The organism is Treponema socranskii subsp. buccale, from assembly GCF_024181585.1.
Lineage (GTDB): Bacteria > Spirochaetota > Spirochaetia > Treponematales > Treponemataceae > Treponema_D > Treponema_D buccale.
This window is the reverse complement of sequence record NZ_CP054258.1, coordinates 782,655-808,781: the sequence shown is the minus strand read 5'-3', so window position 1 is coordinate 808,781 and position 26,127 is coordinate 782,655. Positions and strand designations below refer to the sequence as shown.

General features: G+C 48.5%; 21 protein-coding genes. 15 read left to right on the top strand and 6 right to left on the bottom strand.

The features are described 5' to 3' along the window. Positions 1 to 44: 44 nt before the first annotated feature. The 3 genes from HRI97_RS03580 to HRI97_RS03570 form a co-directional block, all read right to left on the bottom strand. Positions 45 to 1,121, bottom strand: a complete 1,077-nt coding sequence (locus HRI97_RS03580) for a LacI family DNA-binding transcriptional regulator (protein ID WP_253726624.1) — start codon at positions 1,119 to 1,121, stop codon at positions 45 to 47. Between the two features lie 177 nt (positions 1,122 to 1,298). Beyond that, positions 1,299 to 2,336, bottom strand: coding sequence for a glycosyltransferase family 2 protein (locus tag HRI97_RS03575; RefSeq protein ID WP_253726622.1), 1,038 nt, complete (start codon positions 2,334 to 2,336; stop codon positions 1,299 to 1,301). A gap of 9 nt (positions 2,337 to 2,345) precedes the next feature. Beyond that, the gene (locus HRI97_RS03570; RefSeq protein WP_253726620.1) at positions 2,346 to 4,850 is read right to left on the bottom strand and encodes a hypothetical protein; all 2,505 of its coding nucleotides are present in this window, start codon (positions 4,848 to 4,850) and stop codon (positions 2,346 to 2,348) included. Positions 4,851 to 5,345: 495 nt separating this feature from the next. On the opposite strand from HRI97_RS03570, the gene HRI97_RS03565 reads away from it, so the two are divergent. The 5 genes from HRI97_RS03565 (at position 5,346) to pgmB (ending at position 12,926) form a co-directional block, all read left to right on the top strand. Next, positions 5,346 to 6,371 carry a LacI family DNA-binding transcriptional regulator gene (locus tag HRI97_RS03565; RefSeq protein ID WP_253726618.1) on the top strand — a complete coding sequence of 342 codons (1,026 nt, stop codon included), beginning with the start codon at positions 5,346 to 5,348 and terminating at the stop codon, positions 6,369 to 6,371. A 13-nt stretch (positions 6,372 to 6,384) separates the two neighbouring features. Further along, positions 6,385 to 7,692: an ABC transporter substrate-binding protein gene (locus tag HRI97_RS03560; RefSeq protein WP_253726616.1), complete on the top strand. Its 1,308-nt coding sequence runs from the start codon at positions 6,385 to 6,387 to the stop codon at positions 7,690 to 7,692. A 145-nt stretch (positions 7,693 to 7,837) separates the two neighbouring features. Beyond that, positions 7,838 to 8,905, top strand: a complete 1,068-nt coding sequence (locus HRI97_RS03555) for a carbohydrate ABC transporter permease (RefSeq protein WP_253726614.1) — start codon at positions 7,838 to 7,840, stop codon at positions 8,903 to 8,905. Beyond that, the gene (locus HRI97_RS03550; protein ID WP_253726613.1) at positions 8,905 to 9,819 is read left to right on the top strand and encodes a carbohydrate ABC transporter permease; all 915 of its coding nucleotides are present in this window, start codon (positions 8,905 to 8,907) and stop codon (positions 9,817 to 9,819) included. The genes HRI97_RS03555 and HRI97_RS03550 overlap by 1 nt, the downstream gene beginning before the upstream one ends. A 113-nt stretch (positions 9,820 to 9,932) precedes the next feature. Next, positions 9,933 to 12,926, top strand: a complete 2,994-nt coding sequence (pgmB, locus tag HRI97_RS03545) for a beta-phosphoglucomutase (protein ID WP_253726611.1) — start codon at positions 9,933 to 9,935, stop codon at positions 12,924 to 12,926. A 244-nt stretch (positions 12,927 to 13,170) separates the two neighbouring features. Here the strand turns inward: pgmB and HRI97_RS03540 are convergent, their stop codons facing one another. Together HRI97_RS03540 and HRI97_RS03535 are read right to left on the bottom strand one after the other, a co-directional pair. Beyond that, positions 13,171 to 13,434 carry a BrnA antitoxin family protein gene (locus tag HRI97_RS03540; RefSeq protein ID WP_021330727.1) on the bottom strand — a complete coding sequence of 88 codons (264 nt, stop codon included), beginning with the start codon at positions 13,432 to 13,434 and terminating at the stop codon, positions 13,171 to 13,173. Beyond that, positions 13,400 to 13,714, bottom strand: a complete 315-nt coding sequence (locus HRI97_RS03535) for a BrnT family toxin (protein WP_205075644.1) — start codon at positions 13,712 to 13,714, stop codon at positions 13,400 to 13,402. Before HRI97_RS03535 ends, HRI97_RS03540 begins: the two co-directional genes overlap by 35 nt. Before the next feature lie 143 nt (positions 13,715 to 13,857). Between HRI97_RS03535 and HRI97_RS03530 the strand changes: the two genes are divergently transcribed. From HRI97_RS03530 to HRI97_RS03495, 8 genes are all read left to right on the top strand, one after another. Then, on the top strand, positions 13,858 to 14,424 hold the full coding sequence (locus HRI97_RS03530; RefSeq protein ID WP_253727280.1) for a 2'-5' RNA ligase family protein: 567 nt from the start codon (positions 13,858 to 13,860) through the stop codon (positions 14,422 to 14,424). A gap of 78 nt (positions 14,425 to 14,502) precedes the next feature. Then, positions 14,503 to 15,762: an L-rhamnose isomerase gene (locus HRI97_RS03525; protein WP_253726609.1), complete on the top strand. Its 1,260-nt coding sequence runs from the start codon at positions 14,503 to 14,505 to the stop codon at positions 15,760 to 15,762. A 42-nt stretch (positions 15,763 to 15,804) separates the two neighbouring features. Next, positions 15,805 to 17,292: a sugar ABC transporter ATP-binding protein gene (locus HRI97_RS03520; RefSeq protein WP_205075647.1), complete on the top strand. Its 1,488-nt coding sequence runs from the start codon at positions 15,805 to 15,807 to the stop codon at positions 17,290 to 17,292. 13 nt (positions 17,293 to 17,305) lie between these two features. Next, a complete protein-coding gene (locus HRI97_RS03515) occupies positions 17,306 to 18,310 on the top strand; it encodes an ABC transporter permease (protein ID WP_253726607.1) in 1,005 nt (334 codons plus the stop codon). 4 nt (positions 18,311 to 18,314) lie between these two features. Beyond that, positions 18,315 to 19,310 (top strand): ABC transporter permease, encoded by a 996-nt coding sequence (locus tag HRI97_RS03510; protein ID WP_253726605.1) that lies wholly within the window; start codon positions 18,315 to 18,317, stop codon positions 19,308 to 19,310. An 8-nt stretch (positions 19,311 to 19,318) separates the two neighbouring features. Continuing rightward, complete coding sequence (locus tag HRI97_RS03505; RefSeq protein WP_253726603.1) at positions 19,319 to 20,329, top strand: autoinducer 2 ABC transporter substrate-binding protein; 1,011 nt, start codon at positions 19,319 to 19,321, stop codon at positions 20,327 to 20,329. A gap of 66 nt (positions 20,330 to 20,395) precedes the next feature. Continuing rightward, positions 20,396 to 21,907 (top strand): FGGY-family carbohydrate kinase, encoded by a 1,512-nt coding sequence (locus HRI97_RS03500; protein WP_366794361.1) that lies wholly within the window; start codon positions 20,396 to 20,398, stop codon positions 21,905 to 21,907. A gap of 27 nt (positions 21,908 to 21,934) precedes the next feature. Further along, the gene (locus tag HRI97_RS03495) at positions 21,935 to 22,777 is read left to right on the top strand and encodes an L-ribulose-5-phosphate 3-epimerase (protein ID WP_253726602.1); all 843 of its coding nucleotides are present in this window, start codon (positions 21,935 to 21,937) and stop codon (positions 22,775 to 22,777) included. Positions 22,778 to 22,794: 17 nt separating this feature from the next. Here HRI97_RS03495 and HRI97_RS03490 read toward each other — a convergent pair whose 3' ends face one another. Next, positions 22,795 to 23,661 (bottom strand): helix-turn-helix domain-containing protein, encoded by an 867-nt coding sequence (locus HRI97_RS03490; RefSeq protein WP_253726600.1) that lies wholly within the window; start codon positions 23,659 to 23,661, stop codon positions 22,795 to 22,797. Positions 23,662 to 23,753: 92 nt separating this feature from the next. Between HRI97_RS03490 and HRI97_RS03485 the strand changes: the two genes are divergently transcribed. Together HRI97_RS03485 and rhaD are read left to right on the top strand one after the other, a co-directional pair. Further along, positions 23,754 to 25,286, top strand: a complete 1,533-nt coding sequence (locus tag HRI97_RS03485) for an FGGY family carbohydrate kinase (RefSeq protein ID WP_253726598.1) — start codon at positions 23,754 to 23,756, stop codon at positions 25,284 to 25,286. A 5-nt stretch (positions 25,287 to 25,291) separates the two neighbouring features. Continuing rightward, positions 25,292 to 26,119 (top strand): rhamnulose-1-phosphate aldolase, encoded by an 828-nt coding sequence (gene rhaD, locus HRI97_RS03480; protein WP_253726596.1) that lies wholly within the window; start codon positions 25,292 to 25,294, stop codon positions 26,117 to 26,119. The last annotated feature ends 8 nt before the right edge of the window (positions 26,120 to 26,127 follow it).

Here is a 26,127-nt window from a genome sequence, read left to right as displayed (position 1 = left end):
CTCCATAAAAACTTTTGCGGAATGCTTCAGCATCTCCCAAAGATTTAACCGTGCGCGAACGGCGCACGACTATCCCCTTTTGCAGAGCACAAATCGATTTCCCGTTTCGCTCCGTTCGGAGTCTTTTTTTTCGTAGACTCCCGGAATATGATGCGCGCATCGAGATGCCGCGTTTCATACGGCAGCTCCCGATCTTTAATATGGCGCAGCAATTCAAGCACCGCTTCCCGTCCGAGTTTGTACTTCGGCACATCGATCGTACTCAAGCGGGGCTGCATATACTGCGATATGTTTAAATTATCGCAGCCGAACACTTCGACGTCGTCGGGCACGATCCGGTTGTTTTCATACAGCGATTTGAGTACGCCCATCGCAACCAAATCGTTGAAACAGACTACCGCGGTAAAATCCGTCTGCAAGTGCAGCGCATGATTTATGGACGCATAACCGTCGTCGATGTGCCCCGCAGTCTTCACTATGAGCGCAGGGTCGGCTTTTTTGCCCGCGCGTTCGAAAGCGCGCACATAACCGCAGAGCCGGTCGAGCGAATTGCTGATCGTGTCGGGGCCTGCGATATACAGAATACGCTCGTGTCCGTTTGCGAGCAAATGCGTAACGACTTCTTCCGTACTCTCTCTGTCGCGGTGCAAAAGCGAATGATCTTCGAGCCCCCGCACTTTTCTTCCCGCAAACACGAAAGGTACCGAAAGCTCCGTATACAGTTTACGAAGCGCATCGTTGTCGTACAGCGGCACGCTGATGATCCCGTCGACGCTTCTGCCCTGCAGCGTCCTGAGCGCCGCGCATTCGTTTTCGACCTTTTCTTCCGTGTTCATCAGTAAAATATGATAGCCGTGCCGCTTCGCCGTATCTTCGATACCGAGGATGACTTCGGCAAAAAACGGATTCGACGAATCCGCCGACACCACTCCGAGCACTTTCGTCTTATGCGAACGCATACTCGATGCGGCGTAATTCGGCGTATAGCCGAGATCGGATGCGGCGCTTTTTATCTTTGCGCTCGTACTTTCGCTGATGCGCGTATCTCCGCGCAGCACGCGGGAAACGGTATTGACGGAAAAGCCGGTTTGCGCTGCAATCTGTGAAAGCGTCACATTCATCAAATAACGTTACCCCGAAAATACGGATTTGTCAAATATTTTTTTATTTTCAACGGAAATAGACGGTTTTTATTTAATTTTACTTAATTTATTTAGTATTTATTTAAAAAGCACTGCGATAATGGGATAACGATAACCCGACAATCTGCAATATCGCTTTTCAATAAGCGTATGCGATCAACCTGCGATTTCCCCGCCCCACCATTCCTCGAGCATCGCGCGGGCTTGCGCCTGTAATGCGGGCGCGACACAGACTTCGAGCTGCTTCAAATTATCGGCATAGTATGCGCGGCCTAAAGCTTTTACGGCTTCACGTATATCGCTTCCGACAGCGGGATGATCGTCCAAGTAGGAAAGAATGATCGTAAATACCGAAGAAGCCGAACACACTTTTTGCCATGAAGCGAGATCGGTGATTTTGCGGCGGGAAGAAATACCGGTATTGATGCGGTAGTTGTACACGGCGTCGCGTATACCGATATATGTACACGCGCTTCGAGTACACCCGTCCGCCGGCACGTCGGTAAACTTCGATGCCGTCAATGCGATAAAAAAATAGAGGAGCAGGTCTTCCGCCATCGTACAATAGGTAAACGGAATTTCGCCGTACGCTTTTTGAACGAGAGCCTTTCTAAAAAGCTTACCCCACACAAAGCCGTTATATGCGCTTTCAACGATAAACTTACGGAGGATTTCGCCGCCCGCTAAAACACCCTCATATACGTTTTGCGTTTTTCGCGCAAAGGCGGCAATACGTGCATCAGGCTCACCTTCCATGCCGCATACCGCACCCGCACCGTGCACGATGTCCGCCGACGACGCAGAGGCAGCCTCGTACAAAATACGAAGAGCCGAGGACGGAAGTTCGTCGTCGGGATCGGCAAAGGCAATATAGTCCCCCGATGCGGCGTTTACCGCAGTACGGCGCGCTTCAAGCGTACCGAGATTTTTTCCGTGTTCCAAAAAGATAAGAGGAAGAGCGCGCTCTTTAAACCGCTTTGCGTATGTTTTAACAATGCGCCCGAGCTCTTTCGTACCGGGGCTTCCGTCATTGACGACGATCGTTTCAACAGGCGGAGAGTCCGTCTGCTGCAGCACGCTTTCAAAAAACCGCCCGATAAGCCCCTCCGCCCCGTACACGGGAACGCAAAGACTTACGAGCGGCTTTTGCCGTGCGGTACGCCCGAAGCGTGCCGCACAAAAAATAAAACTCATTGTACTGTTTTACTGCCACTCAAAACCGGATCCATGCTCTAACGTTTTAGAAAAGCTGCCGCCCGTCTCTCTTTCGGCTTGCAAACTGCCTTTCAAATCGTATTCCAATACTCTGTCGGTATTCTTCAATACATCGGGCGAGCTGCCGAGCGGCAATCCGCCTTCACCCCATGCACCGTCCGAAGCAATAATAAGCTTAATCCGTTCGGCTTCGTCGTATTTTACGGCTATAAAGCGGTAAAAACCGTAGCCGATTTTGGTTGTATCGTTCCAATCTTTTTTTGCTAATACAACAGCGTTTCCGGACAAGCTGTCATTCGTACTGCCGATTTTATACAGTATGCCGCTATTTTTAAAAGCATCCGTGAAATAAGCGGGAAACTTCTGTATTTTGCACGACTTCGATGAAAGAGCGTACAGCACACCGTCAAAAACCTTCAAGTCATTAATTGCTTCCCCATAATGAATTCGGATATTGCCTGAAAATGACCAGTAGTCAATCGGCGTACCTGAGGCATCTGTGTACACAGGAGCATTATCGACAAGGGTAAGTTCACCGTCCGGAGTCCCGTCGCTTTTTTTGTATTTTTGTACCTTCAGCCGGTATTTATCAATAAGGCCATGTTGATAAGTTTCTTTTACACCAGCAAACAGCCCGTCCTTGTTTGCTGCAAGCGCGGTAACGGGAGCGGTATACGCATTAAACGGCACATCATACCCCATAATCGATGTCGCACTACTGAACGGAGCACCTACATTCCAGCTATATTTTTCTATATGTCCCTTAGGACCATCCTTATATGCATAATACAAACTGTTCTGTCCGTCGGAAATATCTACCGCAATCGCAAAAACAGTACGGGATGTTAAAGAAGCATCCACTCCCTGCATATCATACGAGCCGTCTCCTTTCAGCGCAAATCGTCTGACCTTGTAATTTGAACTGTCTTTCCACAGTATATACAGATTGCCGTCTTGGTCGTAGCAGAAAATATCGGTAGGCGTTTCGCTAAGGCCGGACTCAAAAAGCTTGTTCGTTGGTGAAAATACTTCCGTTCCATCCGCACTCATCCAATAACGGAACTCCTTCTTCGCATCTTTCCCCCACAACAGCGTCTTTGTATTGGGGAACGTGTAGGGAGCATACTCTGCATACCACGTTGCTTCCGTATCGTTGAAAGTTATCGTGTTTGTTTTCCGGTTAAAAGCGGCTATGCGGTTTTTATTACCGTTAATACGATAATTTTCGTTGAGATACTCGATATTTACGCCGTCATCCGCAATGTAAAGATTATCACCGTCATAGCCGATAAAACCGATGGGATTTACAAAAGCCCCTGCCTCAAAAGCAAGGAAGGGATCCGAAGTGCCGGCTTTGGAATGAAGCCCTATCTTGGTTTTCTCGGTAAGATCACTGCCGGAATAGGTATACCGGACGAGTTGTCCGAGCGCATACAAGTTTCCATCGATTAATTTTTGCTCCCTAAGCAGGCAGTACACGCCGTCGTCGTCGGCAAAAAGACCGGTACACTCGGGGAGATAATTTGCGAATTTTAAATGCGAGCGAAGTTTAGGCAACGGTTTGCTCGTTGCCTGCGATTCAAATTTTAAAGATTTGAACTCACCTCCAAATTCAAACCCGCAGGCATACAAGGTATTCCCGTCTACGACAAACAGCACATCGTTATAGGCTGCTGCGGCAGTAACGTTCAACGTCAGAGTCCCGCTCGGGAATGCCGCATATCCCAAAAACTCAAACGAATGATCTTCTTTTTCTTTGAAACAATAGACGGTTTGATTGTTAAACAAAAAGATACGGTTATCGTCCATATCGATTGCGATATTATCAATATTCCCTATAGTAGTACCGGACGGCAGCGCATCTCTAATAGCTTTTTCAAATGCGGTATCTTCATTACCCTCCACATCAAAGCGTTTAAGATTACGAGCCGGAGATGCAGAAGTATCTTCATACAGTACATATATTCTGCCGAGTCTGTCACGCGCAGTAATCGGTTTTGTGCTGCCGATAAGAATTCCATCGAGCAGTTTTTTACCGTTTTGCGTACTCAAGGATACGATATTGCTCCCTGAATGATCTTTCCCGGTAATAGAGGACAGCAGATTGGCAGCACCTTTCGGCGTCTTCGACAGCTCCAAATCGATGTAGTTTATACCCGGTTTTACCGTGTGCGATTTCGTTTTACTCCACGTACCCGTCGCGGTTCGAACGGTCGCACGGATGACGATCTCGACACCGATCGTAACTCCCGTTGAAAAAGGAATGGGGCCTTCGTCAAGTATACGCCCCGAAGCATCGGTGATCGTAATCGTCGTATTGCTGCCGTCGAAGACGGGCAAGCCCGTTGAAGGGTCGGCGGCACGCTGCGGGCCGGCACTGCCGACGCGAACTTCGGCAAGTTCTTTGCCTCCGTTTACGTTGAAATTACAGGCGCTCAAAAGAATACAAAACGCCGCCGAAACCGAAAACAGGTTAAAACCGATTTTTTTCATAAGCTTCCTCCGCTTAAAACTGTTACAGGAACATACAGCAAAAATTCAATCAAAAAAAAATTCGAAAATTTTTTCACCCGTGCGCAAGAACACGTTTCTTATAGTATAACGTAAAATCAAAAAAATAACAATTAATTCCAACTATTTCACAGGGATTACGCATGAGAATCTATATTCCCCAAAAAATAACCATTACCGTAAAAAATCGGCTACACTCCCGGCAGCAGCCCTGCCGTTCGCCGCGGCAGACCGTGATTGGAATCGGACTGCGCGAACTTTTTACCAAAAAGTTCGCTTGCCATCGGTCTGAACGGCTCGGCGGCAGTTCCGCTGCCTCGCGTTCCGCCTTTTTTATTTTATATTATGTCTCTTTTCTGTGTATACATTTTTCATGCGTAATCCCTGATAATTTATTCGATTTTACTTGACAAAAACGATTTTCGCTGTATAATGAAACCGATTTCGTGAAAGCAGTTTCACAACCGTATAAGTGTTATGACAAAAAACGCAGCAACAATCTATGACGTCGCAAAAAAGGCGCGTGTCAGCCCCGCAACCGTTTCCCGCGTTTTAAACGAACCTTCAAAGGTAAACGCGGACAAACGCGACGCAGTACTTGACGCCATCGCAGCCCTTCGCTTTATCCCGAAAGCGGCGGCGGTTGCCAATGCGCGGCGGTTTTACAAAAAGATCAGCGTCATCGCCCCGTTTTTTACCCAGCCATCGTTTATGCAGCGTCTCCGCGGTATTTCAAAAGTCCTGTCCGGCCGATATTACGAAATCGTCGTGCATTCGATCGAAAGCCGAAAAGATATGAGCGAATACATCGATATGCTCTGCGGAAGCAGGATCGCCGACGGACTCATCGTGTTATGTCTGGAACCGACGGATGCGATGCTTGCGAAACTGCGCGCATCGGATATTCCCGTCTGCTTTGTCGAAGCGCGGCGGGAAGGATTCGATTCCGTTTCCATCGACAACGAAGACGGCGGACGGCTTGCCGCCGAATTTCTTTTTAATAAAGGATACCGCGCACCGGCTTTTATCGGTGAACTGTCGGATAAATCCTATGCCGTACACGCGACGGAAGAGCGTTTGCACGGTTTCAGCGATTGGTTCGGAAATCGCGGCATCGACATCCCGCACCATCGTATACGACTCGGCGAAATTGCCGATCAAAAAATCGATGAAGAAATCTCGGCGCTGTTTTCACAAAACGATTTACCCGACTGCATCTTCGCATCGAGCGACGTCATCGCCGCCCGCGTTATAAAGCTCACAAAGATACGGGACATACGGGTTCCGGAAGATATCGCCGTCATCGGATTCGATGATATCGATTTTACCGAATACCTCAATTTGACGACGGTGAGCCAGGAACTCGACGAAAGCGGCAAATGTGCCGCGGAACTCATACTCGACAGACAGCGGGATCCGCTCAGAGCGGCGCGCAGCGTACACATCCAGCTGCGGATCATCGAACGGGCGACAACCGGTACAAAAACCGGAAATACAATATAACAGGAGGCCTTATATGAATAAGGATATGAAAGCTGCAGTGCTGTTATGTGCGGCAGTGGTAATCGGGACAGTTTCCTGGACATGGGGAAAGGGCAATAAAAAATCCTCCGCGGCAAAAAAAGCCGACGATGCCGCCATTCACATCTTCGGCATCGCACGAGGAGAAGAGGCCGCGCGCTTCAGCGAAGTTGTCAAACTCTTCAACAAAAAAACGGGTTATAACGCCGTCTACGAAGGCAGTCCCGACTTTGAAACGCAGATTTTGGTACAGGCTGAAGCGGGAACGCCTCCCGATATCGCAGCCTTCCCTCAGCCGGGTATGATGAAAAATTTCGCGCGGCGCGGATTTATCAAACCGCTTCCCAACGAAGTTATCGCAAAACTCGATGCGAACTATGCGCCCGTATGGAAAGAGCTCGGTACTGCCGACGACGGAAAAACCTACGGCGTCTTTTATCGCATCAGCGCAAAGAGCTTCGTATGGTATCCGAAAAAAGCATGGCAGGCAAAAGGCTATTCCGTTCCGAAAACGTGGAACGAACTCGTCGCCCTCGAAAATAAAATGGTCGCCAACGGAGACGTGCCGTGGTCGATCGGATTCGAATCGGGCGATGCGACAGGCTGGGTCGGGACGGACTGGCTCGAAGACATCATGCTGCGCACGGCCGGTCCCGACGTATATGACAAATGGGTAAACCATAAGATCCCGTTCAACGATCCGGCCGTACAAAACGCGCTCAAATACGTCGGCAGCATCATGCTCAATGACAAATACGTATACGGCGGCACGACGAATATCCTCACGCAAAATTTCGGCGATTCCGTAAAGCCGCTGTTCGACAATCCGCCGAAAGCGTATATGAATCGTCAAGCCAATTTTATTACGGGATTTATGCCGGAACACATTCAAGCGCATCTCGAAGAAGAAGTCGGCGTATTCGCGCTTCCGTCGATCGATCCGAAATACGGCACGCCCGTGCTCGGAGGAGGTGATCAGTTCGTCGCTTTCAGCGACAAAAAAGGCGTCAAAGAATTCCTCGAATTTTTGACGACGTGGGAAGCATGCGTCCCCTATGCAAAAACCGGAGGCGCGCTGTTCCCGCATAAAAATCAAAACTTTAACGACTACGGCAACGCGATCGAACGCGAGCTCGCGGAGATCCTCGTAAACGCAACCGTTTTCCGCTTCGACGGATCGGACTTGATGCCCGCGGAAGTCGGTGCCGGTACGTTCTGGACGGGCATGGTCGACTACGTAAACGGCAAAGACGCGAGAGCTGTCCTCACCGCAATAGACAAAAGCTGGCCGAAAAACAATTGACGGACGGGGCTGCCCGAAAAATAAGGTTTAAACCGAGTTTCGAGGCAGCCCGTATACGGCGGTTTTTCGTTCGTTGTTTTACGGAGCGTTTAAAACCGCCGTACTTTTTTCCTGCAAACGGAACTTACAAAAAAGGAAACGATTTATGAATGCGGCACTTTCCGGAAAATTGAAAACGCTGTATGTCGTACCGCTCACGCTCATCATCGCAGGCGGCGGCTTTATGTTGCTCCGTGAAGAGATCATGGGACAAGCGCTGACGACTCTATTCGCCGTCGTTTGGGGGACGGCAAGCGTATTGCTTATCTTTTATTCCTGCAATTTGCTTACACAGCTTTTAAAAACAAAGCGGTATAACGCCGTCATTCCGTACGTCTTTATCGGCCCCGCCGTCCTCATCATGGGCTGGTACCTTTTCCTTCCGACCGTCAGGAGCCTTATGCTGAGCTTTATGGATAAACAAAGCGAACGCTTCGTCGGATTCGAAAACTACCGATACGTCTTTACCGATCCGACGATGCTTACCTCCGTCCGCAATACGATTCTGTGGCTCGTCTTCGGAACCCTGTTCAGCGTACTGTTCGGACTCATCGCCGCAGTGCTGGCTGACCGCTCGCACATAGAGCGCTTGGGCAAAACGCTTATCTTTCTTCCGATGGCGATTTCGCTCGTCGGCGCCGGGCTCATTTGGAAATTCATCTACGCATATCGTCCTGCGGGTGACAATCAAATCGGACTTTTAAACGCGATAATCGTCTCCGTATTCGGAAGAAAACCGCACAATTGGCTCGGTACGGCACCCGCGAACAATCTCTTTTTGATCGCTATCTTCGTGTGGCTGCAGACGGGATTCGCCCTCGTCGTATTTTCCGCGGCGCTGAAAGCCGTTTCGACGGAAATGATCGAAGCCGCGCGCATAGACGGCGCCGGAGAATTCAAAATCCTCATGCGGATCGTCATCCCCGATATAGCGGGAAGCATCGCGACGGTATCGACGACGATCCTCCTCGCGGCGCTAAAGTGCTTCGACATCGTTTTTTCTATGACAAACGGTCTGTACGGAACGGAAGTGCTCGCAAGCCAACAGTATAAGCAGATGTTCAAATTTCTCCACTACGGCAGAGGTTCGGCGATCGCCGTCGTTATCCTTCTCGGGGTAAGTCCCGTTATCTGGTACAATCTGAAAGAATTCAATAAACGAGAGGTGTTTTGATGAATCGAACCGTACTGCGAAAAAAAACGTCGTTTTCGAGCCGGATGATCACCGTCATACTCATCGCGCTGTGCATCGTCTGGTCGCTCCCGACAATCGGTATTTTAGTCACGTCGTTCCGTACCAAAGATGCGGTCGCCGCTTCGGGCTGGTGGCAGGCGTTTAAAACACCGAATGCGTTTACGCTCGACAATTACGCGCAAGTGTTATTCGGACAACGGCATAAAGTCGCCGGCGCGGAGACAGGCGTCGTCGTCACACGAGGCGCGACGATGTTCAATTCGTTTCTGTCGAGCATAGCGGTGACGCTTCCTTCGGTCGTTATTCCGATTTTTATAGCCGCAGCCGCCGCTTACGGTTTTGCGTGGCTCAGATTCCGCGGGCGGAAAACGCTTTTCGCAGCGATCATCGCACTGCTCGTCGTACCGCTGCAGATATCGCTCATCCCCATCCTTCGCGACTACCAAAAGCTCGGACTCAACGGAACGTATTTGGGAATATGGCTCGCCCATACGGGATTCGGTTTGCCGCTCGCGACGTATATATTGTTCAATTACATATCGACTATTCCGCGCAGCATCCTCGAATCCGCCTTTATCGACGGATCGAACCATTTCGATTGTTTTTTCAAATTAATAATTCCGCTCAGCGTGCCGGCGCTCGCGTCGTTCGCGATCTTTCAGTTTATTTGGGTATGGAACGACTTACTTGTCGCGCTCGTTTTCCTGAGCGGCGGAGCGCAGAAAATGCAAGTCGTCACCGTTCGCCTGATGAACATGGCGGGAACGCTCGGCGCCGACTGGCATCTGCTCACTGCAGGCGCCTTCGTTTCGATGGCGCTGCCGCTTGCGGTATTTCTTTCGCTCCAGCGCTATTTTGTACGCGGTCTGCTTTCCGGTTCCGTAAAGGGATAAAGCGCCGCCAATTTCGCATTAAAACGACACCGATTATCCCGTACGCGGCTTAGTCGATGCCGTTTTACAGGGGGATATATGTACGCACACGATGTGTCCGGAGCGATGCACAGATGAACGATATGGATGCTTTTGTTTTTTCTACCGAAGACTGCAGTCGAAAGGCGGTCGGCCGCAACGAAACGCTGTTCACTGCGGCAAACGGATATCTCGGTCTCCGCGGCGATTACGAAGAAAAAGAGGGATGTCTGCACAAAGGCACATATATAAACGGATTTTACGACACGGAACCGATATCGTACGGCGAGATCGCGTACGGTTATGCAAAAAACCACGAAACGATGCTCAACCTGCCCGACCCGAAACGCATCGAACTCGCGGTGAACGGAAAACCGTTTTCGACGCTCCGCGGCGTACAGTCCTTCCGCATGTTTTCGGATCTAAAGACGGGCGTCATGACACGCACGGTACGCCGTACGGAGGGAGAAGTTTCGTACTCGGTACGCGCCGAACGCCTCGTTTCGTTTACGCATAAAACCTGCGCCGCGATCCGATACACCGTCACGGCCTTGTGCTCCGCCGGATCGCCTCTTTCGGTATCCCTTACGAGCGGCATCGATACGAGCGTTTCGAATATATCGGCGAAAGAGGATCCGCGTATCGGCGCAAAATTTTCGTCCCGCCCGCTCATCGTCGATTCCCGCTCTTCGAAAAACGGAAGCCTTTCGTTTTCGGCGCATACGCGTTCAAGCGCGCTTTCGCTCTACGGTACCGTTATGCAATCGCTTTCGATAAACGGGATCGATATCGCTCCGGTAAAAACAACGGAAGCGGACGGTGTTTACGAAACGTACGATTTTTCATTAAAAGCCGGAGAAAGTGCCGTCCTTGTAAAATTCATTTCATACGACACCGCGTCCGCACAAAAGAGCGCGGCGGAAGCGCAATCCTTCGCAAAGGCGGGATTCGCTCATGCCGAAAACGAACAGCGATCATATCTGTCGCACTTTTGGAAAACGGCCTATATGCATATCGACGGCGGTTCCGACGATGAAAAAGCCGTCAATTTCAATATCTTTCACTTGCTTCAATCGGTCGGAAAAGACGGGCGTACGAGCATAGCGGCAAAGGGGCTCACCGCCGAGGGATACGAAGGACACTATTTTTGGGATTCCGAAGCATACGTTTCGCCCGTCTTTACGTATATACGTCCCGATATTGCCCGATCGCTTTTCGCGTACCGCGCGTATACGCTTCCGCTCGCAAAAGAAAGGGCTGCGGAGATGTCGCTCAAAGGCGCGCTCTACCCTTGGCGTACGATAAGCGGCCGCGAAACGAGCGCATATTATCCTGCGGGTACGGCACAGTATCACATCGACGCGGACATCGTGTTTGCGCTGCAAAGATACCTCACGGCAGCGGGCTGTCCGAGCGACGATTCCGATCCGCTCACTAAAGACGATATCTGCGCCGTAGCCGTCGAAACCGCCCGCATGTGGATGAGTCTCGGCTCCCGTATTCCCGAAAAGGGCGGCAGATTTTGCATCAACGAAGTGACCGGCCCCGACGAATACAGCGCCTGCGTCGACAATAACGCGTACACGAATTTGATGGCACGGGAAAATCTCCTCATCGGCATTGCGATCGCAAAAAAATACGGCGCCGCTTCGGATGCGGAGATCGCCCAATGGCAAAGCGCCGCAGACAATATGTATATCCCGTTCGACAGCGCGGCAGGAATTTATCCGCAAGACGATTCGTTTATGACAAGGTCGGACTGGGATTTCGAAAATACGCCGAAACAAAACTATCCTCTCCTCCTCCACTATCACCCCCTCGTCATCTATCGTCACCGCGTTTTAAAACAGCCCGATCTCGTACTCGCGCAATTTTTGCTGTCGAACCGTTTCGGCAGGGCGGAAAAAATACGGAACTTTTTGTTTTACGAAAAGTACACTACGGGCGACTCGTCGCTTTCGTGCTGTATACAGTGCATCGCCGCGTGCGAAGCGTTCGATATCCCAAAAGCGCAATCGTATTTCAATCAAACCGTGAGGATGGACATAGCGGATATCAACGGTAACACGAAGGACGGCATACACACCGCCTGCATGGCCGGCAGCTGGATGGCCGTCGTCTACGGATTTGCGGGCTTCCGCGACTACGGCGGAAATTGGAGTTTTAACCCGCAGCTGCCGTCATCGTGGCACGGACTTTCCTTTTCGCTTTGCATCAGGGATACGGTGTTGGAAGTCGGCTTTACAAAAGAATGCGCGTCGTACACGCTCCGTACAAACGGCGCACGGACGGGCGATGCCGGCACACGGGAACGCGATGTGCAGACGGACGGAAATCGGAACGACGCACTGCACGGAACCAAATCGAGCGAACTGAAACTGACGCACCGCAATACGACCTTTACGCTGCACATAGGCGAAACGAAAGAATTCGATCTCCGTCCCGCTCTCAAAGCCGTGCTATTCGACCTCGACGGCGTCATCACCGATACCGCCGAACTCCACTTCCGTGCATGGAAAGCGCTTGCCGAAAAATACTCCCTCACGTTCGATCGCAGTATGAGCGGGAGGATGAGCGGGCGATCCCGTATCGATTCGCTCGACCTTTTGCTTGCGGAAAACAATGTGTCGTGGACGCAGGAACGGAGAGCGGCGGCAGCGGACGAAAAAAACGGCTTCTATGTCGCATCCCTGTCGACGCTTACGCCGAACGATATATTGCCCGGCGTAACGAAACTCATCGATGACCTTAAAAAGCGCGGCATAAAATGCGTACTTGCGTCCGCAAGCAAAAACGCGCCGCTTGTTCTCAAAAAACTCGGCTTGGCAAAATGCTTCGACGCCGTAGTCGATCCGGCAGCAGTGCAAAAAGGGAAGCCGGAACCCGACATCTATATCAAAGCGGCCGAACTTTCCGGCGAATGGTATACGGACTGTATCGGCATCGAAGACGCCCAGTCGGGAATCGATGCGATAAAAAAAGCGGGCATGCAAGCGGTAGGCATCGGAAAAAGTCTCCGCGGCGCCGATATCCTTGTCGGCGATACGACGGAGCTTTCAGCCGACTTTCTTATTTCAAAGCTGTGCTGAACGATCACCGCCGCAACGCTCTGCGTATCGCGATACGGCGCGATCCCCGCATTGACGTCTCTTTCCGAAACGGAAAAGCTCCTCGCTTCTTTCCCCCGCATCAGCGGCAAACAGCCGTAATCCGTGCGAAGAGCTCTGCGAGATCGTAATCGCCCGAATGCACTTTATCCCACGGATACGTAAAGTCTACGGAAAATCCGGCGGCTTCAAGCTTTGACGCGAGGATAAACGGTTTCGGCGCTTTTTAAATAAGCCCTTTCGAAACGGCTGTACGCAAAAACGAGTTTAATTTCGTTTGCCAGCCTTTACCGTTTTTTTTCAAATTTTCCAGCACATCGACGTCAATCCTGATGCTCATAACTTTTTTTTGCGGCTTCCATAAATCACGGTCTAAAAGATGGCAGGGCTTCATTTGCTTGAGCTGCGCATTCGTCAGTTTGGGGCAATCTGAAAAATCCTTATTCTTAAATTTTTTAATTTCTTCCGAGCGTTTTTTGGATATTGCCATAATATTTTATCTCCTCTTTCGATACGGCCGGCCGTGCAGACACAATCCGTATTTTTTCTCGCCTATCGACATAAACGACAACACAAATAATAGCGCTCCCGATATCACCCAAAACGATATATCTGTCCTCGTCTATCATCGAATTCTTATTGTCATAAAATTCAATCGAATTCGGATCCTTAAAAATTTCAGACGCTTCTTCAAAAGTCAATCCGTGTTTTTCTTTATTTATTCGATCTTTTTCACTATCCCATTCAAATCGACCCTTGGTTACCGTCATGCTCTCCTCTGCTATATACTATATAATTGTATTACATTTCTGTCAATACTTTAAACGTTTGCCATATTTTTAAGCACCATTGTCCTGTACACGAATCTCCGGTACTATCCGCATTTATAAAAATACGTTATACCGTATATGTGATGATTCGACAAACGCATTTTATCGGCGTACTCGTTCCCGAAAACCTCCTCGTTCCGCTTGAAGCGTGCCGCGCTTGGATGAGAGCGCGCTTCGGCTGCAAAAGCGGTCAGACTACCCCCCTGCACATAACGCTTGTGCCGCCGTTTTACCTCGACGAAAACTTTTCCGAACGCACTTTGTTCGAAGCGCTCGCCGAAGCGGCATCCGCGTGGGGCGCAAAAAGACAAACGCTTTGCTGCGCGGTAAACGGTTTCGGAGCTTTTTCTTCGCGGACGATCTTTGCACACGTCGAACCGTCAAGCCAATGGACGGCTCTCCGCACTCTCGTCTACGATTCCCTTTTAGCAAAATGCCCGGGAACGGTAAAGCGAGATGCGCGAACTTTTGTACCGCACATCACCGTCGCAAACCGCGACATACCGCCCGGCGCGATCGAAGATGCGCTTTCGTATTTCGATTCGCTCGATCTGCACGAAAATTTCGACGTACAATCGATAACGCTCTTTGCCATGAGAGACGGAACATGGACGGAACGCGAAACATTTGCGATGACGGAATTGTACTAACTATTGATTTTTTTGTAGTGGTATTATCATTAACCCGCAGTATATACTTTTTCTATTCCAATTTTCAGGTCGTAGTTAATGAATACAAAAGAACGATATGACGATGCACGTGAACAATATGCGTCGCTTGGCGTCGATACCGACCGCGTTATCGAACGGCTTCGCAGCATACCGCTCTCGCTTCATTGCTGGCAAGGCGATGATGTAGGCGGATTTGAAAAAGCGGGCGCGGTACTGAACGGCGGCGGTATTCAAGTAACTGGCAATTACCCCGGCAAAGCCCGTTCCATTGCGGAATTGCGCCAAGATATCGAAAAAGTGTTTACGCTTACGCCGGGCAGTTATCGTTTAAATTTACATGCAAGCTATGCCGATTTTTCCGATACGAAGCCGGTTGATCGGGACGCGCTGGAACCCGCACACTTTAAAAGCTGGCTTACATGGGCTAAGGCAAAAAAAATACCGCTCGATTTTAATGCGACGATTTTTTCACATCCGAAAGCGAACGGCATGACGCTTGCTTCAAAAGATAAGGGTATTCGCGACTTTTGGATAGAGCACACAAAACGCTGCCGTACGATAGGCGCATATTTCGGCAAAGAACAAGACAGCCCCTGTATTCACAATATCTGGATCGCCGACGGCATGAAAGACATACCTGCCGATCGGCAAGGGTATCGAAAAATTCTTTTACAATCGCTCGACGATATACTCTCGCAAAAGATACCGGCGGAATATTTAAAAGATTCCGTAGAATCGAAAGTATTCGGCATCGGAACCGAAAGTTACGTCGTCGGCTCTCATGAATTTTACATGGGCTATGCGATGAGCAGAAACTGCCTGCTTACGATCGATATGGGACACTATCACCCTACGGAAAACGTTTCGGACAAGCTCTCGTCCGTGTTGCTCTTTGTTCCCGAAATACTGCTGCACTTATCAAGGGGCGTCAGATGGGACTCCGATCACGTCATCGTCTTCAACGACGATATGCGAATGATGGCGGAGGAAATAATCCGGACGGGAAAACTCGATAAGATCCACATCGGTACCGATTATTTTGACGGCTCCATCAACAGAATCGGAGCATGGGTACTCGGTTCGCGTGCGACGGAAAAAGCGTTTTTGTATGCACTGCTCGAACCCGTAACACAGCTTATTAAATACGAAGATGAAGGAAATTATTTTGCACGCCTTGCACTCAACGAACAACTGAAAACGATGCCGTACGGCGCCGTTTGGGATCGGTATTGCGAAGTATGCGGTGTTCCTTCCGACACGGAAATATGTAAAGCCGTCGACGAATACGAACGGGAAGTAACTTCCAAACGAAATTGACGTCGGCTTGATACGTGCATCATTAACAATTTAAGGAATAAAATGAGTAAGCCATTACTTGAAATTCAACATATTTCAAAATTTTTCCCCGGTGTAAAAGCATTGCAGGATATCAGTTTTTCCGTAGATAAAGCCGAAATCCATGCACTGATCGGCGAAAACGGAGCCGGAAAATCGACATTGATAAAAGTGCTTTCGGGTATCAATAAACCCGAAAGCGGCGGGACGATCGCTATGAACGGTCACCGTCTCGATAATCTGACGCCGATACAATCATTGAAAGAAGGTATCGTCGTTATCTATCAGGATTTTTCTCTCTTTCCGAATCTAAGCGTTATGGAAAACATTGCGCTCGGATTATGTGTTAAAAAGAACGAAAAGATTATCAACTGGAAAGAGATGGCAAAGATCGCCGAGCAGGCCCTCGTACAACTCGGCGTAAAAAATATCGATATCCGCGTAAAAATTTCAGAGCTGTCCGTTGCCAAACAGCAGCTCGTCGCAATCGCGTGTGCTATCGTCAATGACGCAAAACTGCTCATTCTCGATGAACCGACAAGCGCTCTTTCTTCCGACGACGTCAAAAATCTGTTTCGCATCATGCAGTCGTTGAAAGCGAAAGGTATTTCGATGTTGTTTATCAGCCATAAGCTGGATGAACTTTTTGCCGTTGCCGATCGCTTTACCGTCTTGCGCGACGGACAATGTATCGGTACGTACAATAAAGACGAACTCACGAACGATAAGCTCATCGCGTTGATGGTCGGACGAAAAATCGAATATAAGATTTACGATAAACGGAAATGCAACGAACCGCTGCTCGAAGTCAGATCGCTTTCAAAGAAAGGAAATTTTAAAGATATTTCGTTTACGCTCAATAAAGGTGAAATATTCGGTCTGACGGGGCTTGTCGGAGCGGGACGTACGGAAATCGTTTCCTCATTATTCGGGCTCAACGAACCGGACAGCGGGTGTGTTCTTCTTGACGGAAAAGAGATAAACATACGGCATCCGAATGAAGCTGTCAAACAGGGCATCGCATTTGTCCCCGAAAACAGACTTCGCGAAGGTCTCGTATTGCGAAAAACATCGGAAGACAATATCACCGTTACCGTGTTGGATAAACTTTCACATCGCTTCGGTCTGCTCGATATGAAAAAAAAGCACGACCTCGCCGAACACTGGATGAAAACGCTCGAAATAAAACCGAATTACCTCGATATGGAAGCGGGAAAATATTCGGGAGGTAACAAACAGCGTATCGTCATTGCAAAATGGCTTGCAACCGAACCGAAAGTGCTTATCGTTGACGAGCCGACAAACGGTATCGACATCGGCGCAAAAGCGGAAATACACGAACTGTTGTACAATCTCGCAAAATCGGGCTTGGGCATCATCGTCATATCTTCGGAACTGCCGGAAATCCTTTCGATTTGCGACAGAGTTGCCGTCGTTCGGCACGGAAAAATTCAAAAGATATTGCCGTGTGAGGGTCTAACACAAGAGTATATTATGAACTTGGCATTTTAGGCGGTACACTACAATGACAGTGATAAAAAGAATTATTAAAATGCAGGAATTTCCGATCCTTACGGTACTGGTCGTTCTCTCCGTAATAATCGGTATCATAAATCCGACGTTTTTCAGCGTGGAAAATTTTCTTGATTTGCTGAAAAGCAATCTCGTACTTGCGATAATGGCCATGGGGATGCTCATGGTCATGCTTACCGGCGGTATTGATGTTGCCTGTTCTTCGATCGTCGCATCGGTTACGATTTTTGCGGGGAATTCGCTTATCCACTTTACTTCAAATATTTTCGTAACCGCTGTGCTTTCATGTGCCTTCGGACTCGCGCTCGGCCTTATCAACGGACTGCTCGTCGCAAAGATAAAAATTCCGCCGATAGTCGCTACGCTCGGAACGATGAGCATCATAATGGGTATAAATCTCTACATAACGAATGGGAACTGGATTACCGGCATACCGCAAAATTTTATTAACTTCGGCGATATAAAGTTTTTTCCGATTACGACGAGCGACGGACGGATAATCGGTCTTCCGATGCAGGCATTGTTTTTGGCTGCGGTCGTCTTTTTGACATGGTTTATTCTGCGTAAAACTTTGGTGGGCAGAGGTATCTATGCAATCGGCGGAAATCTCGAAGGCGCGTCTCGTGTCGGCTTTAATCCGACAAAAATATTGCTTTTCGTTTACGGCATCGAAGGTCTGTTTATCGGCCTTGCCTCCGTCGTGCATACGTCGATTATGCGGCAAGTGGATCCGAATGCGTTTGCAGGTTTTGAAATGCAAGTGATCGCCGCCGTTGTACTCGGAGGCGCAAGTACGATGGGCGGTTACGGTTCGGTATTGGGAACCGTGATCGGAGTCGCGCTTTTTTGTGTTATAAACAACGGCATGATCCTTATGCATATACCGACGTTTTGGCAAAAAATTATTATCGGCTTAATCATTATCGCATCCGTCTGCATCGATATGTATCAAAAAAACAAAGCTGAAAAAACGAAAGTAAAAGTTGATGTGGAGTGACGGCATGAAAAACAACATAAAAACATCGATACGTAAATTCTTTAAAACATCCGAAGGAACGCTGTTTATTATTTTTCTGTTTGTCTTTGCGCTCATGTCGGTATTATCGCCGGGAAAATTCTTAAGTCCCATCAATATGGAATCGATGGCGTATCAGATTCCCGAATTCGGCATCCTCGCATTGTCGATGATGCTCGTCATCATGACAGGCGGTATGAATCTTTCGCTGACTTTTTCGGCGGCATTGGGCATGATCATCGGCGGACTCGTTATGTCGAATATATATACGGCAAACCACGGCGCACTGCTCGCCGTTACCGTCGGCATTGCAACTATGTTGGGTATCGCCGCTCTCTGCGGTTTATTCAACGGCTGGATCATCGCGCTTTTCGGCGTCACGCCGATGATCGCGACGCTCGGTTCGTCGACGCTGTTTGAAGGCATCTGTCTCAATATCACGCACGGAGGAGCCATATCGGGTTTTCCGATGACGTTCATCGCGATAGGCAATTCAACGTTTTTAAAAATTCCTATCCCGATGTGGATATTCTTTATCGTTGTCGTATTTTGCTGGCTGTTGCTCGAGCGGAGCAAGCTCGGCAAATCGATAGAGATAATCGGCTGTAATCCGATCGCCGCAAGATATTCGGGCATACGTGTAAAGCGGGTATTGATAAAAACATATCTTATCGGCGGTATCCTTGCCGGCATCGCTGCGATGATAATGGCGAGTCGTTACAACTCCGCAAAAGAATCGTACGGATCGTCGTATTTGCTGCAATCCGTTGCCGCCTGTGTTTTAGGAGGTACCGATATAAACGGCGGTTCGGGAAAAGTTGCGGGGACTATCATAGCGGTTTTAATTTTACAGGTCATTTCGAGCGGTCTGAATATCTTCGGATTGAACCGATATCTAACGACCGTTATCACAGGTCTTGTGCTCATAGCCGTTTTGACGATACACTTTATCATATCGATAAAAAAACGGAACGTGCAATAGGAGGATATATGAAAAGAATTCTTACAGTGCTTGGAGTTCTCATGATCGGTTCTGCTCTCTTTGCCATGGGTGCAAACGAGCAGTCTTCTTCATCCGGCGGCGGAAAAAAAGACATAACGATCGTCGTTATGCCGAAGCTCGTCGGCATTCCGTACTTCAATGCTTCGGAAAAAGGTGCCGTACAGGCCGGAAAAGATTTGGGTATCACCGTCAATTATACCGGACCTACGACGGCTGATGCTGCGGATCAGGTGAGAATGCTCGAAGATCTGATCACAAAAGGCGTCGATGCGATCTGCGTTGCGCCGAACAACGCTCAGGCATTAACGCCCGTTTTGATGAAAGCGAAACGAGCAGGGATTTTAGTGCTCGACTGGGATACCCCTGCCGACCCGTCGGTAGTCGACTATTCCGTTCATCAGATCGATGACAAACAGTTCGGCGAACACAACTGGGATCTGCTTGTCAAATACATGGGGACGAGCGGCGACTATGCGATTCTCACCGGCGGACTTTCCGCAGCCAATTTGAATTCGTGGCTCGATTACGGACTTGCATACGCAAAGACAAAGTATCCGAATCTCCGCCTGGTAACGGATCGTGTTCCGACCGATGAAAAACAGCAGCTCGCCTATCAAAAAACGCTCGACCTTATCAAAGCCTACCCCAATCTCAAAGGTCTGGTCTGCGTTTCAACACCGGCACCGATCGGCGCTGCGCAGGCGGTACAGGAAAAAGGGATGCAAAATAAAGTCGCCGTCGTCGGAAGCGCACTTCCGACCGACAGCGGCCCGTACCTTGAAGACGGCTCGCTTAAAACCGCAACGCTGTGGGATCCGGCCAAACTCGGTTACCTTACGGTATGCATTGCATACAATGCGCTCAAGGGACAAAAACCGACCGACGGTATGGATGTTCCGAAAGTCGGAAAGATCACCGTTCTTTCGGACGGCAGAACGATCATCATGGGACCGCCGAGCGATTTTTTGAAAGAAAACTATAAGAATTTCGCATTCTAGTTTTTTCGCGGGGCGGATCGTTTCGATTCGCCCCGTATTTTTTTTACACAGTGTTTATTTGAAAAAATGAATTCGTACTACATGGGAATCGATAACGGCGGCACATCCTGCAAAGCCGTACTTTTTGACTCGCAAGGAAACGAGATCGCTTGTGCCCATCGTCTGCTTACAATGATTACACCTTGTGCTCAGCAAACGGAACGGGATATGGATGCGCTGTGGCATGCAAACGTCGAGTGTATCAGAGAAGCGATTGAAAAATCGAACATAGATCCGTCCGCTATAAAGGCCGTCGCGGGATGCGGGCACGGCAAAGGATTGTACCTTTGCAGAAAAGACGGATCGCCGGTGAGAAACGGTATCGTTTCTACAGACGGGCGAGCGGGAGCGATCGTACGTCAATGGCAGCGCGACGGAACGGCGGAAAAAGTTTTCAAACGAAATTATCAAAATATACTCGCCTGCCAACCGGTTGCATTGCTCGCATGGCTCAAACAATACGAACGAAAATCTTATGACGCGGCAGGATGGATTTTTGCGGTAAAAGATTTTATCCGCTACCGTCTTACGGGGAAAGCTTTCGCCGAAATAACCGACTATTCCGGTTCAAACCTGCTTGACGTAAGCGCCGGAAATTTTAATAAAGAAATTCTCGATTGGTTCGGTATAGGTGAAACGGAAGCTGCGCTCCCGCCTCTGAAAAAATCGACGGATATGTGCGGTTATATAACATCGGATGTTTCAAAACTGACGCTGCTCCCCGAAGGAATTCCCGTTGCAGGAGGTATGTTCGATATAGACGCATGTTCAATCGCAATGAATGTCGTCGATCCGAACAATATTTGCTGTATAGCGGGAACATGGAGCATAAACGAATATATTGCAAAACAGCCGATCGTAAACCGCAGCATTATGATGAATTCGAACTACTGTATCGACGATTATTATTTATTGGAAGAAAGCAGTGCAACATCGGCGGGAAATCTCGAATGGTATATCGCACGGTTCTTGCAAAACGAAAAAAATGCGCTCAACGCACAAGGCAAAAGCATATACGCATACTGCGACGATCTTGTCGCATCGATTGAACCGGAAGATCAGGATATCATATTTTTACCGTTTATATACGGATCGAATTATAACCCCGATTCAAAAGCCTGTTTTATCGGTGTCGACAGTCATCACACGCAAGCGCATTTTATACGCGCGGTATTCGAAGGCATCGTATTCAGCCACATGGTGCATATAGAAAAGCTTTTGCATAACAAGCGCGATTTCGCTTCGATCCGCCTTGCAGGGGGCGCAGCCAATTCCGCCGTATGGACGCAGATGTTTGCCGATGTAACGGGGTATCCCGTCGAAGCGGTCAAAGCGCGGGAACTCGGTGCGCTCGGCGCTGCAATGGCGGCATCCGTCGTCTGCGGAGATAACGACACGATAGCAAGCGCATCTCGAACTATGACGCATATAGATACCACTGTTCTGCCGCGCAGCGACAAAACTGCAATTTATCGGAAAAAATTTTCCGCCTATAAAAAATTTTATCAAGGACTTGAACGGTATTGGAACGCCGATTGAACAGTGCCTCGCGATAAGGAAAACGCTATGGATAGAATGTATAAAATCGGATTGTACGAAAAAGCGATGCCGAAAGACATCGGTTGGAAAGAAAAATTTCAGGTAGCGAAAAGCGCCGGTTACGATTACATCGAGATAAGTATCGACGAAACGGATGAAAAACTTGCGCGGCTCGATTGGAGCGATGCACAGATACGGGATGTCGTATCCGTCGCATACGGCGAATCGATGAGTTTCGGTTCGATCTGTTTAAGCGGGCAACGGCGGTATGCGCTCGGCGATAAAGACGAAACGAAAAGCCTCGAGATACTCGAAAAAGCGATACGCTTTGCGCGAATCGCCGGGATCCCTGTCATACAGATGGCAGGGTACGACACGTATTATGCGCAATCGACGGAAGAAACGGAAAAGCGTTTCCGCAAAAACCTCGCACTCGGTACGGCTGTCGCCGCAAAAGAAGGCATCATACTCGCATTCGAAACAATGGAAACGCCTTTTATGGATACGATGGAAAAAGCGATGCGCCGTATTTTGCCGATCGCATCTCCCTACCTCGGCGTTTATCCCGATATCGGAAATCTCAACAATGCGGCTCTCTTGTATAAGAGCGATATCCTTGCCGATATGGAAAAAGGAAAAGGACATATCGTTGCAGCACACATCAAAGAAACGATGCCCGGAAAATATCGTGAAGTTCCTTTCGGTACCGGCGTCGTCGATTTTGAACGTATACTGAAAAAATTATGGCAGCTCGGCGTGAGGCGCTATGTAACGGAATTATGGTATACGGGAAACGACGATTGGAAGCAGGCGGTAAACGGCGCAAGTTCGTTTGCTCGAAAAATTCTCGACGGCTTTGCCGGCATGTAAGAAAAACGGCGGCATGGTTATTTTTTTGAAAATCGTTTGCGGTATGCAGTCGGCGTGATACCGGTAAAACGCCGAAAACTGCGGCTGAAATAATTGCTGTCGTTGAACCCCATATCGTATGCGATTTGCGTAACGCTCTTATCCGTTGAAGCAAGTTCATCCATCGCCACAAGCATGCGCCGGCGCATTTGATATTCGGATGCGGAATACCCCGTAACGCGCTTGAACGTACGCAGCACGGTGCTTTCGGACATATTAAAACATTCCATAAGCTGCTTTATCGTAAAATTTTCTCTAAAATTTTTTTCAACATATTTTACAACGGCAGACGCATCTTTTTCAGTCGTCGCCGGATATGCAGGGTTGTTGTAGATACGGAGCAATAATATAAACAGCTGAAAAAGATATATCGTATTTTCGATATTCCATAAAAGATGCCGGCTGTCGATCTCTTCCTGCATCGACTCCAAAATCGCCTGCACTTCAAACAATTGCAGACGATTGAGCCTGAAATGAATAACGGACTGCGGCTCACTCTTTATAGAATCCGTCGATAAAAATAAATCGGAATACCCCGGCGCTGTTGATAAGCCGAAAACGTTATCGGCAAGAAACGACGGCTTTATTAAAATATTCATCAAAACAAGATTATCGACGGCATCGTATCCGTGTATTTGACCCGGTTTTATAAACACGACATCGCCCGCTTCCAGTTTAAAAGATTGCTGCGGGGTTCTGTGCAGTCCGGTACCGTTATAGATGATTACGATTTCAGTAAAATCATGCGAATGCAGCGGAAAAGCGGGTTGCGGGTTACGGAATTCAAAATGATACGGCGTTTCTCTCGTCCAATATTTTTTTGAAACTAACCTTTCCATATCCATACATAGACTTATAAACCGAGTTGCAGTTATTATCCTAGTTGCTGAATGTTCTGTCAAGGTAAAAAAAACTGCGGTACGCTACACTGAATAATATGAAGCAGGCGATTATCGTTATCGATATCGGTATGACAAATAAAAAAATCGCGGTTTACGATGAACACCTCGTACAGCGGGAATCCGTATATAAAGAATTTTCTCCGATTATGATAAAAGGTCCCGCCGGCGATATACCGACGCACGATATCGACGGTATGAAAAAATGGTTTATTGAAAACATTCGTCTTTTCGCAAAAAAATATCCCGTACGGGCGATATCGGTGACGGCGCACGGGGCAACATTTGTCTGTGTCGATGAACGCGGATCCGTATGCGCACCGTGTATCTTTTACACCTACGAACCGGGAGAAGATTTTCATCGTGAATTTTATGAAAAATGCGGCAGTCCCGAATCGCTGCAGGCAACAACATATACGCCGCAATTTCCTTCGCTGCTGAATTATTCAAAAGGCATTTTATTTTTACAAAAATATTTTGCCGATCGATTTGCACGGACGACGGTAATTCTCGGCTTTCCGCAATATTGGTCGTTTTGGCTTACCGGTAAAAAAGCGTATGAACCGACATATCTCGCATGCCATTCGTATTTATGGAATCAAAACGAACATACGTGGTCGACTGTCGTAGACAGCTTGGGAATACGAAGCCGTATGCCCGAAATATATGTACCGACATGCAGCTCTCTCGGATGTATTTCGGCACAAACGGTAAAAGAGCTCGGACTCGACGAATCGGTAATCGTAACGGCCGGTATTCACGATTCAAATGCATCGCTTTTGCCGTATATCGCGCGCGGCAGCGATAAAGACTTTATTCTCAACTCGACGGGAACATGGTGCGTCTGCATGCATCCCGATGTTTCGGAAAACGCAAAATCTTTTTACAATCCCGATGACATCGGTAAAACGGTATTCTTTAATCGAAGCGCGCTCGATACGCCTGTAAAAACCGCAATATTTGTCGGAGGGATGGAAGTCGACACGTATGTACGGCTTTATCAAAAAATAAATAAAACGGATGCATTCCCCGTTTCCGATATGCAAACGGTACAGAAAATACTTTCCGAAAAACGCGTATTCCTTGTACCGGGAGTGCTTCCGGAATCAGGCGTCTTTCCTCTTTCCGCCGCCGGCATTTACGAAGACGGTATATTCCACCCGCTCAACGAGATGCTGTCGGGAAAATCCGTTCCGAAAGTTTTTTTCAACGAAAAACTCTTTTTTGCGCTGCTCGATATTTCCATAGCGATTCAGACGGAAACGAGCGTCGGCTGCGTCGGTTTTTCCGATACAACCTCTTTATATACGGAAGGCGGCTTTCGAAAAAACAGACTCTACAATGAGTTGCTTTCTTCCATCTTTCCGTCGAACAGCGTCGCGTTGACGACTATGAAAGAAGCTACCGCAACAGGCTGCGCTATGAGCGCTCTTATGGCGCTTACCGGTAAGAGCTGTACGGAACTCGGCGATTTTATTAAAATAGAGCACGTGCCTATTAAAAAAACCGAAATAAACGACTATAAAGCATACAAAGCCGCATGGCTTACGGCGGCGCAAATCAAGAGGTAACACGTATGAATATAATGGAAGCTGAATTTATTAAATCGTTTATCCGCGTCTGCAGTGACGGCTGGGAATTGGGATGGCATGAACGGAACGGAGGCAATCTTTCTTATCGCATAAAGAGCGAGGAAATCGATGAAGTAAAAGCGTTTTTCAATACCGGCGGTGCATGGCTCCCGATCGGATGCGAAGTCGGCACACTCGCAGGTGAATATTTTCTCGTAACCGGAAGCGGAAAATTTATGCGTAATATACCGCTTGATCCGGAAGCGAATATCTGTATCATCGAAATAGACGATACCGGAAAGAATTTCCGCATCGTATGGGGACTCCGTAACGGAGGAAAGCCGACGAGCGAACTGCCGACTCATTTGATGAATCACGAAGTGAAAAAAAAGTTAAGCGGAGGAGCATACCGCGTCATCTATCACGCACACTGTACAAACGTTATTGCACTTACGTTCGTGTTGCCGCTGAAAGATGAAATTTTCACCCGTGAACTGTGGGAAAGCGCTACGGAATGTCCCGTCGTATTCCCGTCAGGAATCGGCGTAGTGCCGTGGATGGTACCCGGCGGTCGTGATATAGCCGTCGAAACGAGCAAGCTCATGGAAACTTACGACGCCGCTATTTGGGCGCACCACGGTATTTTTTGCGCAGGAGAAACGTTCGACACGACGTTCGGTCTTATGCATACGATAGAAAAAGCCGCGGAAATTTCGGTAAAAGTATATTCCATATCGCAGCATAAATCGCAGACGATCGAACCCGAAGGTTTTCGTCAGCTTGCAAAAGAATTCGGCGTAACATTGCCGGAAAAATTTTTATATAAAAAATAATGTTGAAA

Coding starts and splice junctions, on each gene's coding strand:
- HRI97_RS03560 (WP_253726616.1), top strand. CDS start 6,385: ATGAATAAGGATATGAAAGCTGCAGTGCTGTTATGTGCGGCAGTGGTA.
- HRI97_RS03495 (WP_253726602.1), top strand. CDS start 21,935: ATGGATAGAATGTATAAAATCGGATTGTACGAAAAAGCGATGCCGAAA.
- HRI97_RS03505 (WP_253726603.1), top strand. CDS start 19,319: ATGAAAAGAATTCTTACAGTGCTTGGAGTTCTCATGATCGGTTCTGCT.
- rhaD (WP_253726596.1), top strand. CDS start 25,292: ATGAATATAATGGAAGCTGAATTTATTAAATCGTTTATCCGCGTCTGC.
- HRI97_RS03500 (WP_366794361.1), top strand. CDS start 20,396: ATGAATTCGTACTACATGGGAATCGATAACGGCGGCACATCCTGCAAA.
- HRI97_RS03580 (WP_253726624.1), bottom strand. CDS start 1,121: ATGAATGTGACGCTTTCACAGATTGCAGCGCAAACCGGCTTTTCCGTC.
- HRI97_RS03510 (WP_253726605.1), top strand. CDS start 18,315: ATGAAAAACAACATAAAAACATCGATACGTAAATTCTTTAAAACATCC.
- HRI97_RS03575 (WP_253726622.1), bottom strand. CDS start 2,336: ATGAGTTTTATTTTTTGTGCGGCACGCTTCGGGCGTACCGCACGGCAA.
- HRI97_RS03570 (WP_253726620.1), bottom strand. CDS start 4,850: ATGAAAAAAATCGGTTTTAACCTGTTTTCGGTTTCGGCGGCGTTTTGT.
- HRI97_RS03540 (WP_021330727.1), bottom strand. CDS start 13,434: ATGGCAATATCCAAAAAACGCTCGGAAGAAATTAAAAAATTTAAGAAT.
- HRI97_RS03565 (WP_253726618.1), top strand. CDS start 5,346: ATGACAAAAAACGCAGCAACAATCTATGACGTCGCAAAAAAGGCGCGT.
- HRI97_RS03550 (WP_253726613.1), top strand. CDS start 8,905: ATGAATCGAACCGTACTGCGAAAAAAAACGTCGTTTTCGAGCCGGATG.
- HRI97_RS03555 (WP_253726614.1), top strand. CDS start 7,838: ATGAATGCGGCACTTTCCGGAAAATTGAAAACGCTGTATGTCGTACCG.
- HRI97_RS03520 (WP_205075647.1), top strand. CDS start 15,805: ATGAGTAAGCCATTACTTGAAATTCAACATATTTCAAAATTTTTCCCC.
- HRI97_RS03530 (WP_253727280.1), top strand. CDS start 13,858: ATGATTCGACAAACGCATTTTATCGGCGTACTCGTTCCCGAAAACCTC.
- HRI97_RS03485 (WP_253726598.1), top strand. CDS start 23,754: ATGAAGCAGGCGATTATCGTTATCGATATCGGTATGACAAATAAAAAA.
- HRI97_RS03525 (WP_253726609.1), top strand. CDS start 14,503: ATGAATACAAAAGAACGATATGACGATGCACGTGAACAATATGCGTCG.
- HRI97_RS03490 (WP_253726600.1), bottom strand. CDS start 23,661: ATGGATATGGAAAGGTTAGTTTCAAAAAAATATTGGACGAGAGAAACG.
- HRI97_RS03535 (WP_205075644.1), bottom strand. CDS start 13,714: ATGACGGTAACCAAGGGTCGATTTGAATGGGATAGTGAAAAAGATCGA.
- HRI97_RS03515 (WP_253726607.1), top strand. CDS start 17,306: ATGACAGTGATAAAAAGAATTATTAAAATGCAGGAATTTCCGATCCTT.
- pgmB (WP_253726611.1), top strand. CDS start 9,933: ATGAACGATATGGATGCTTTTGTTTTTTCTACCGAAGACTGCAGTCGA.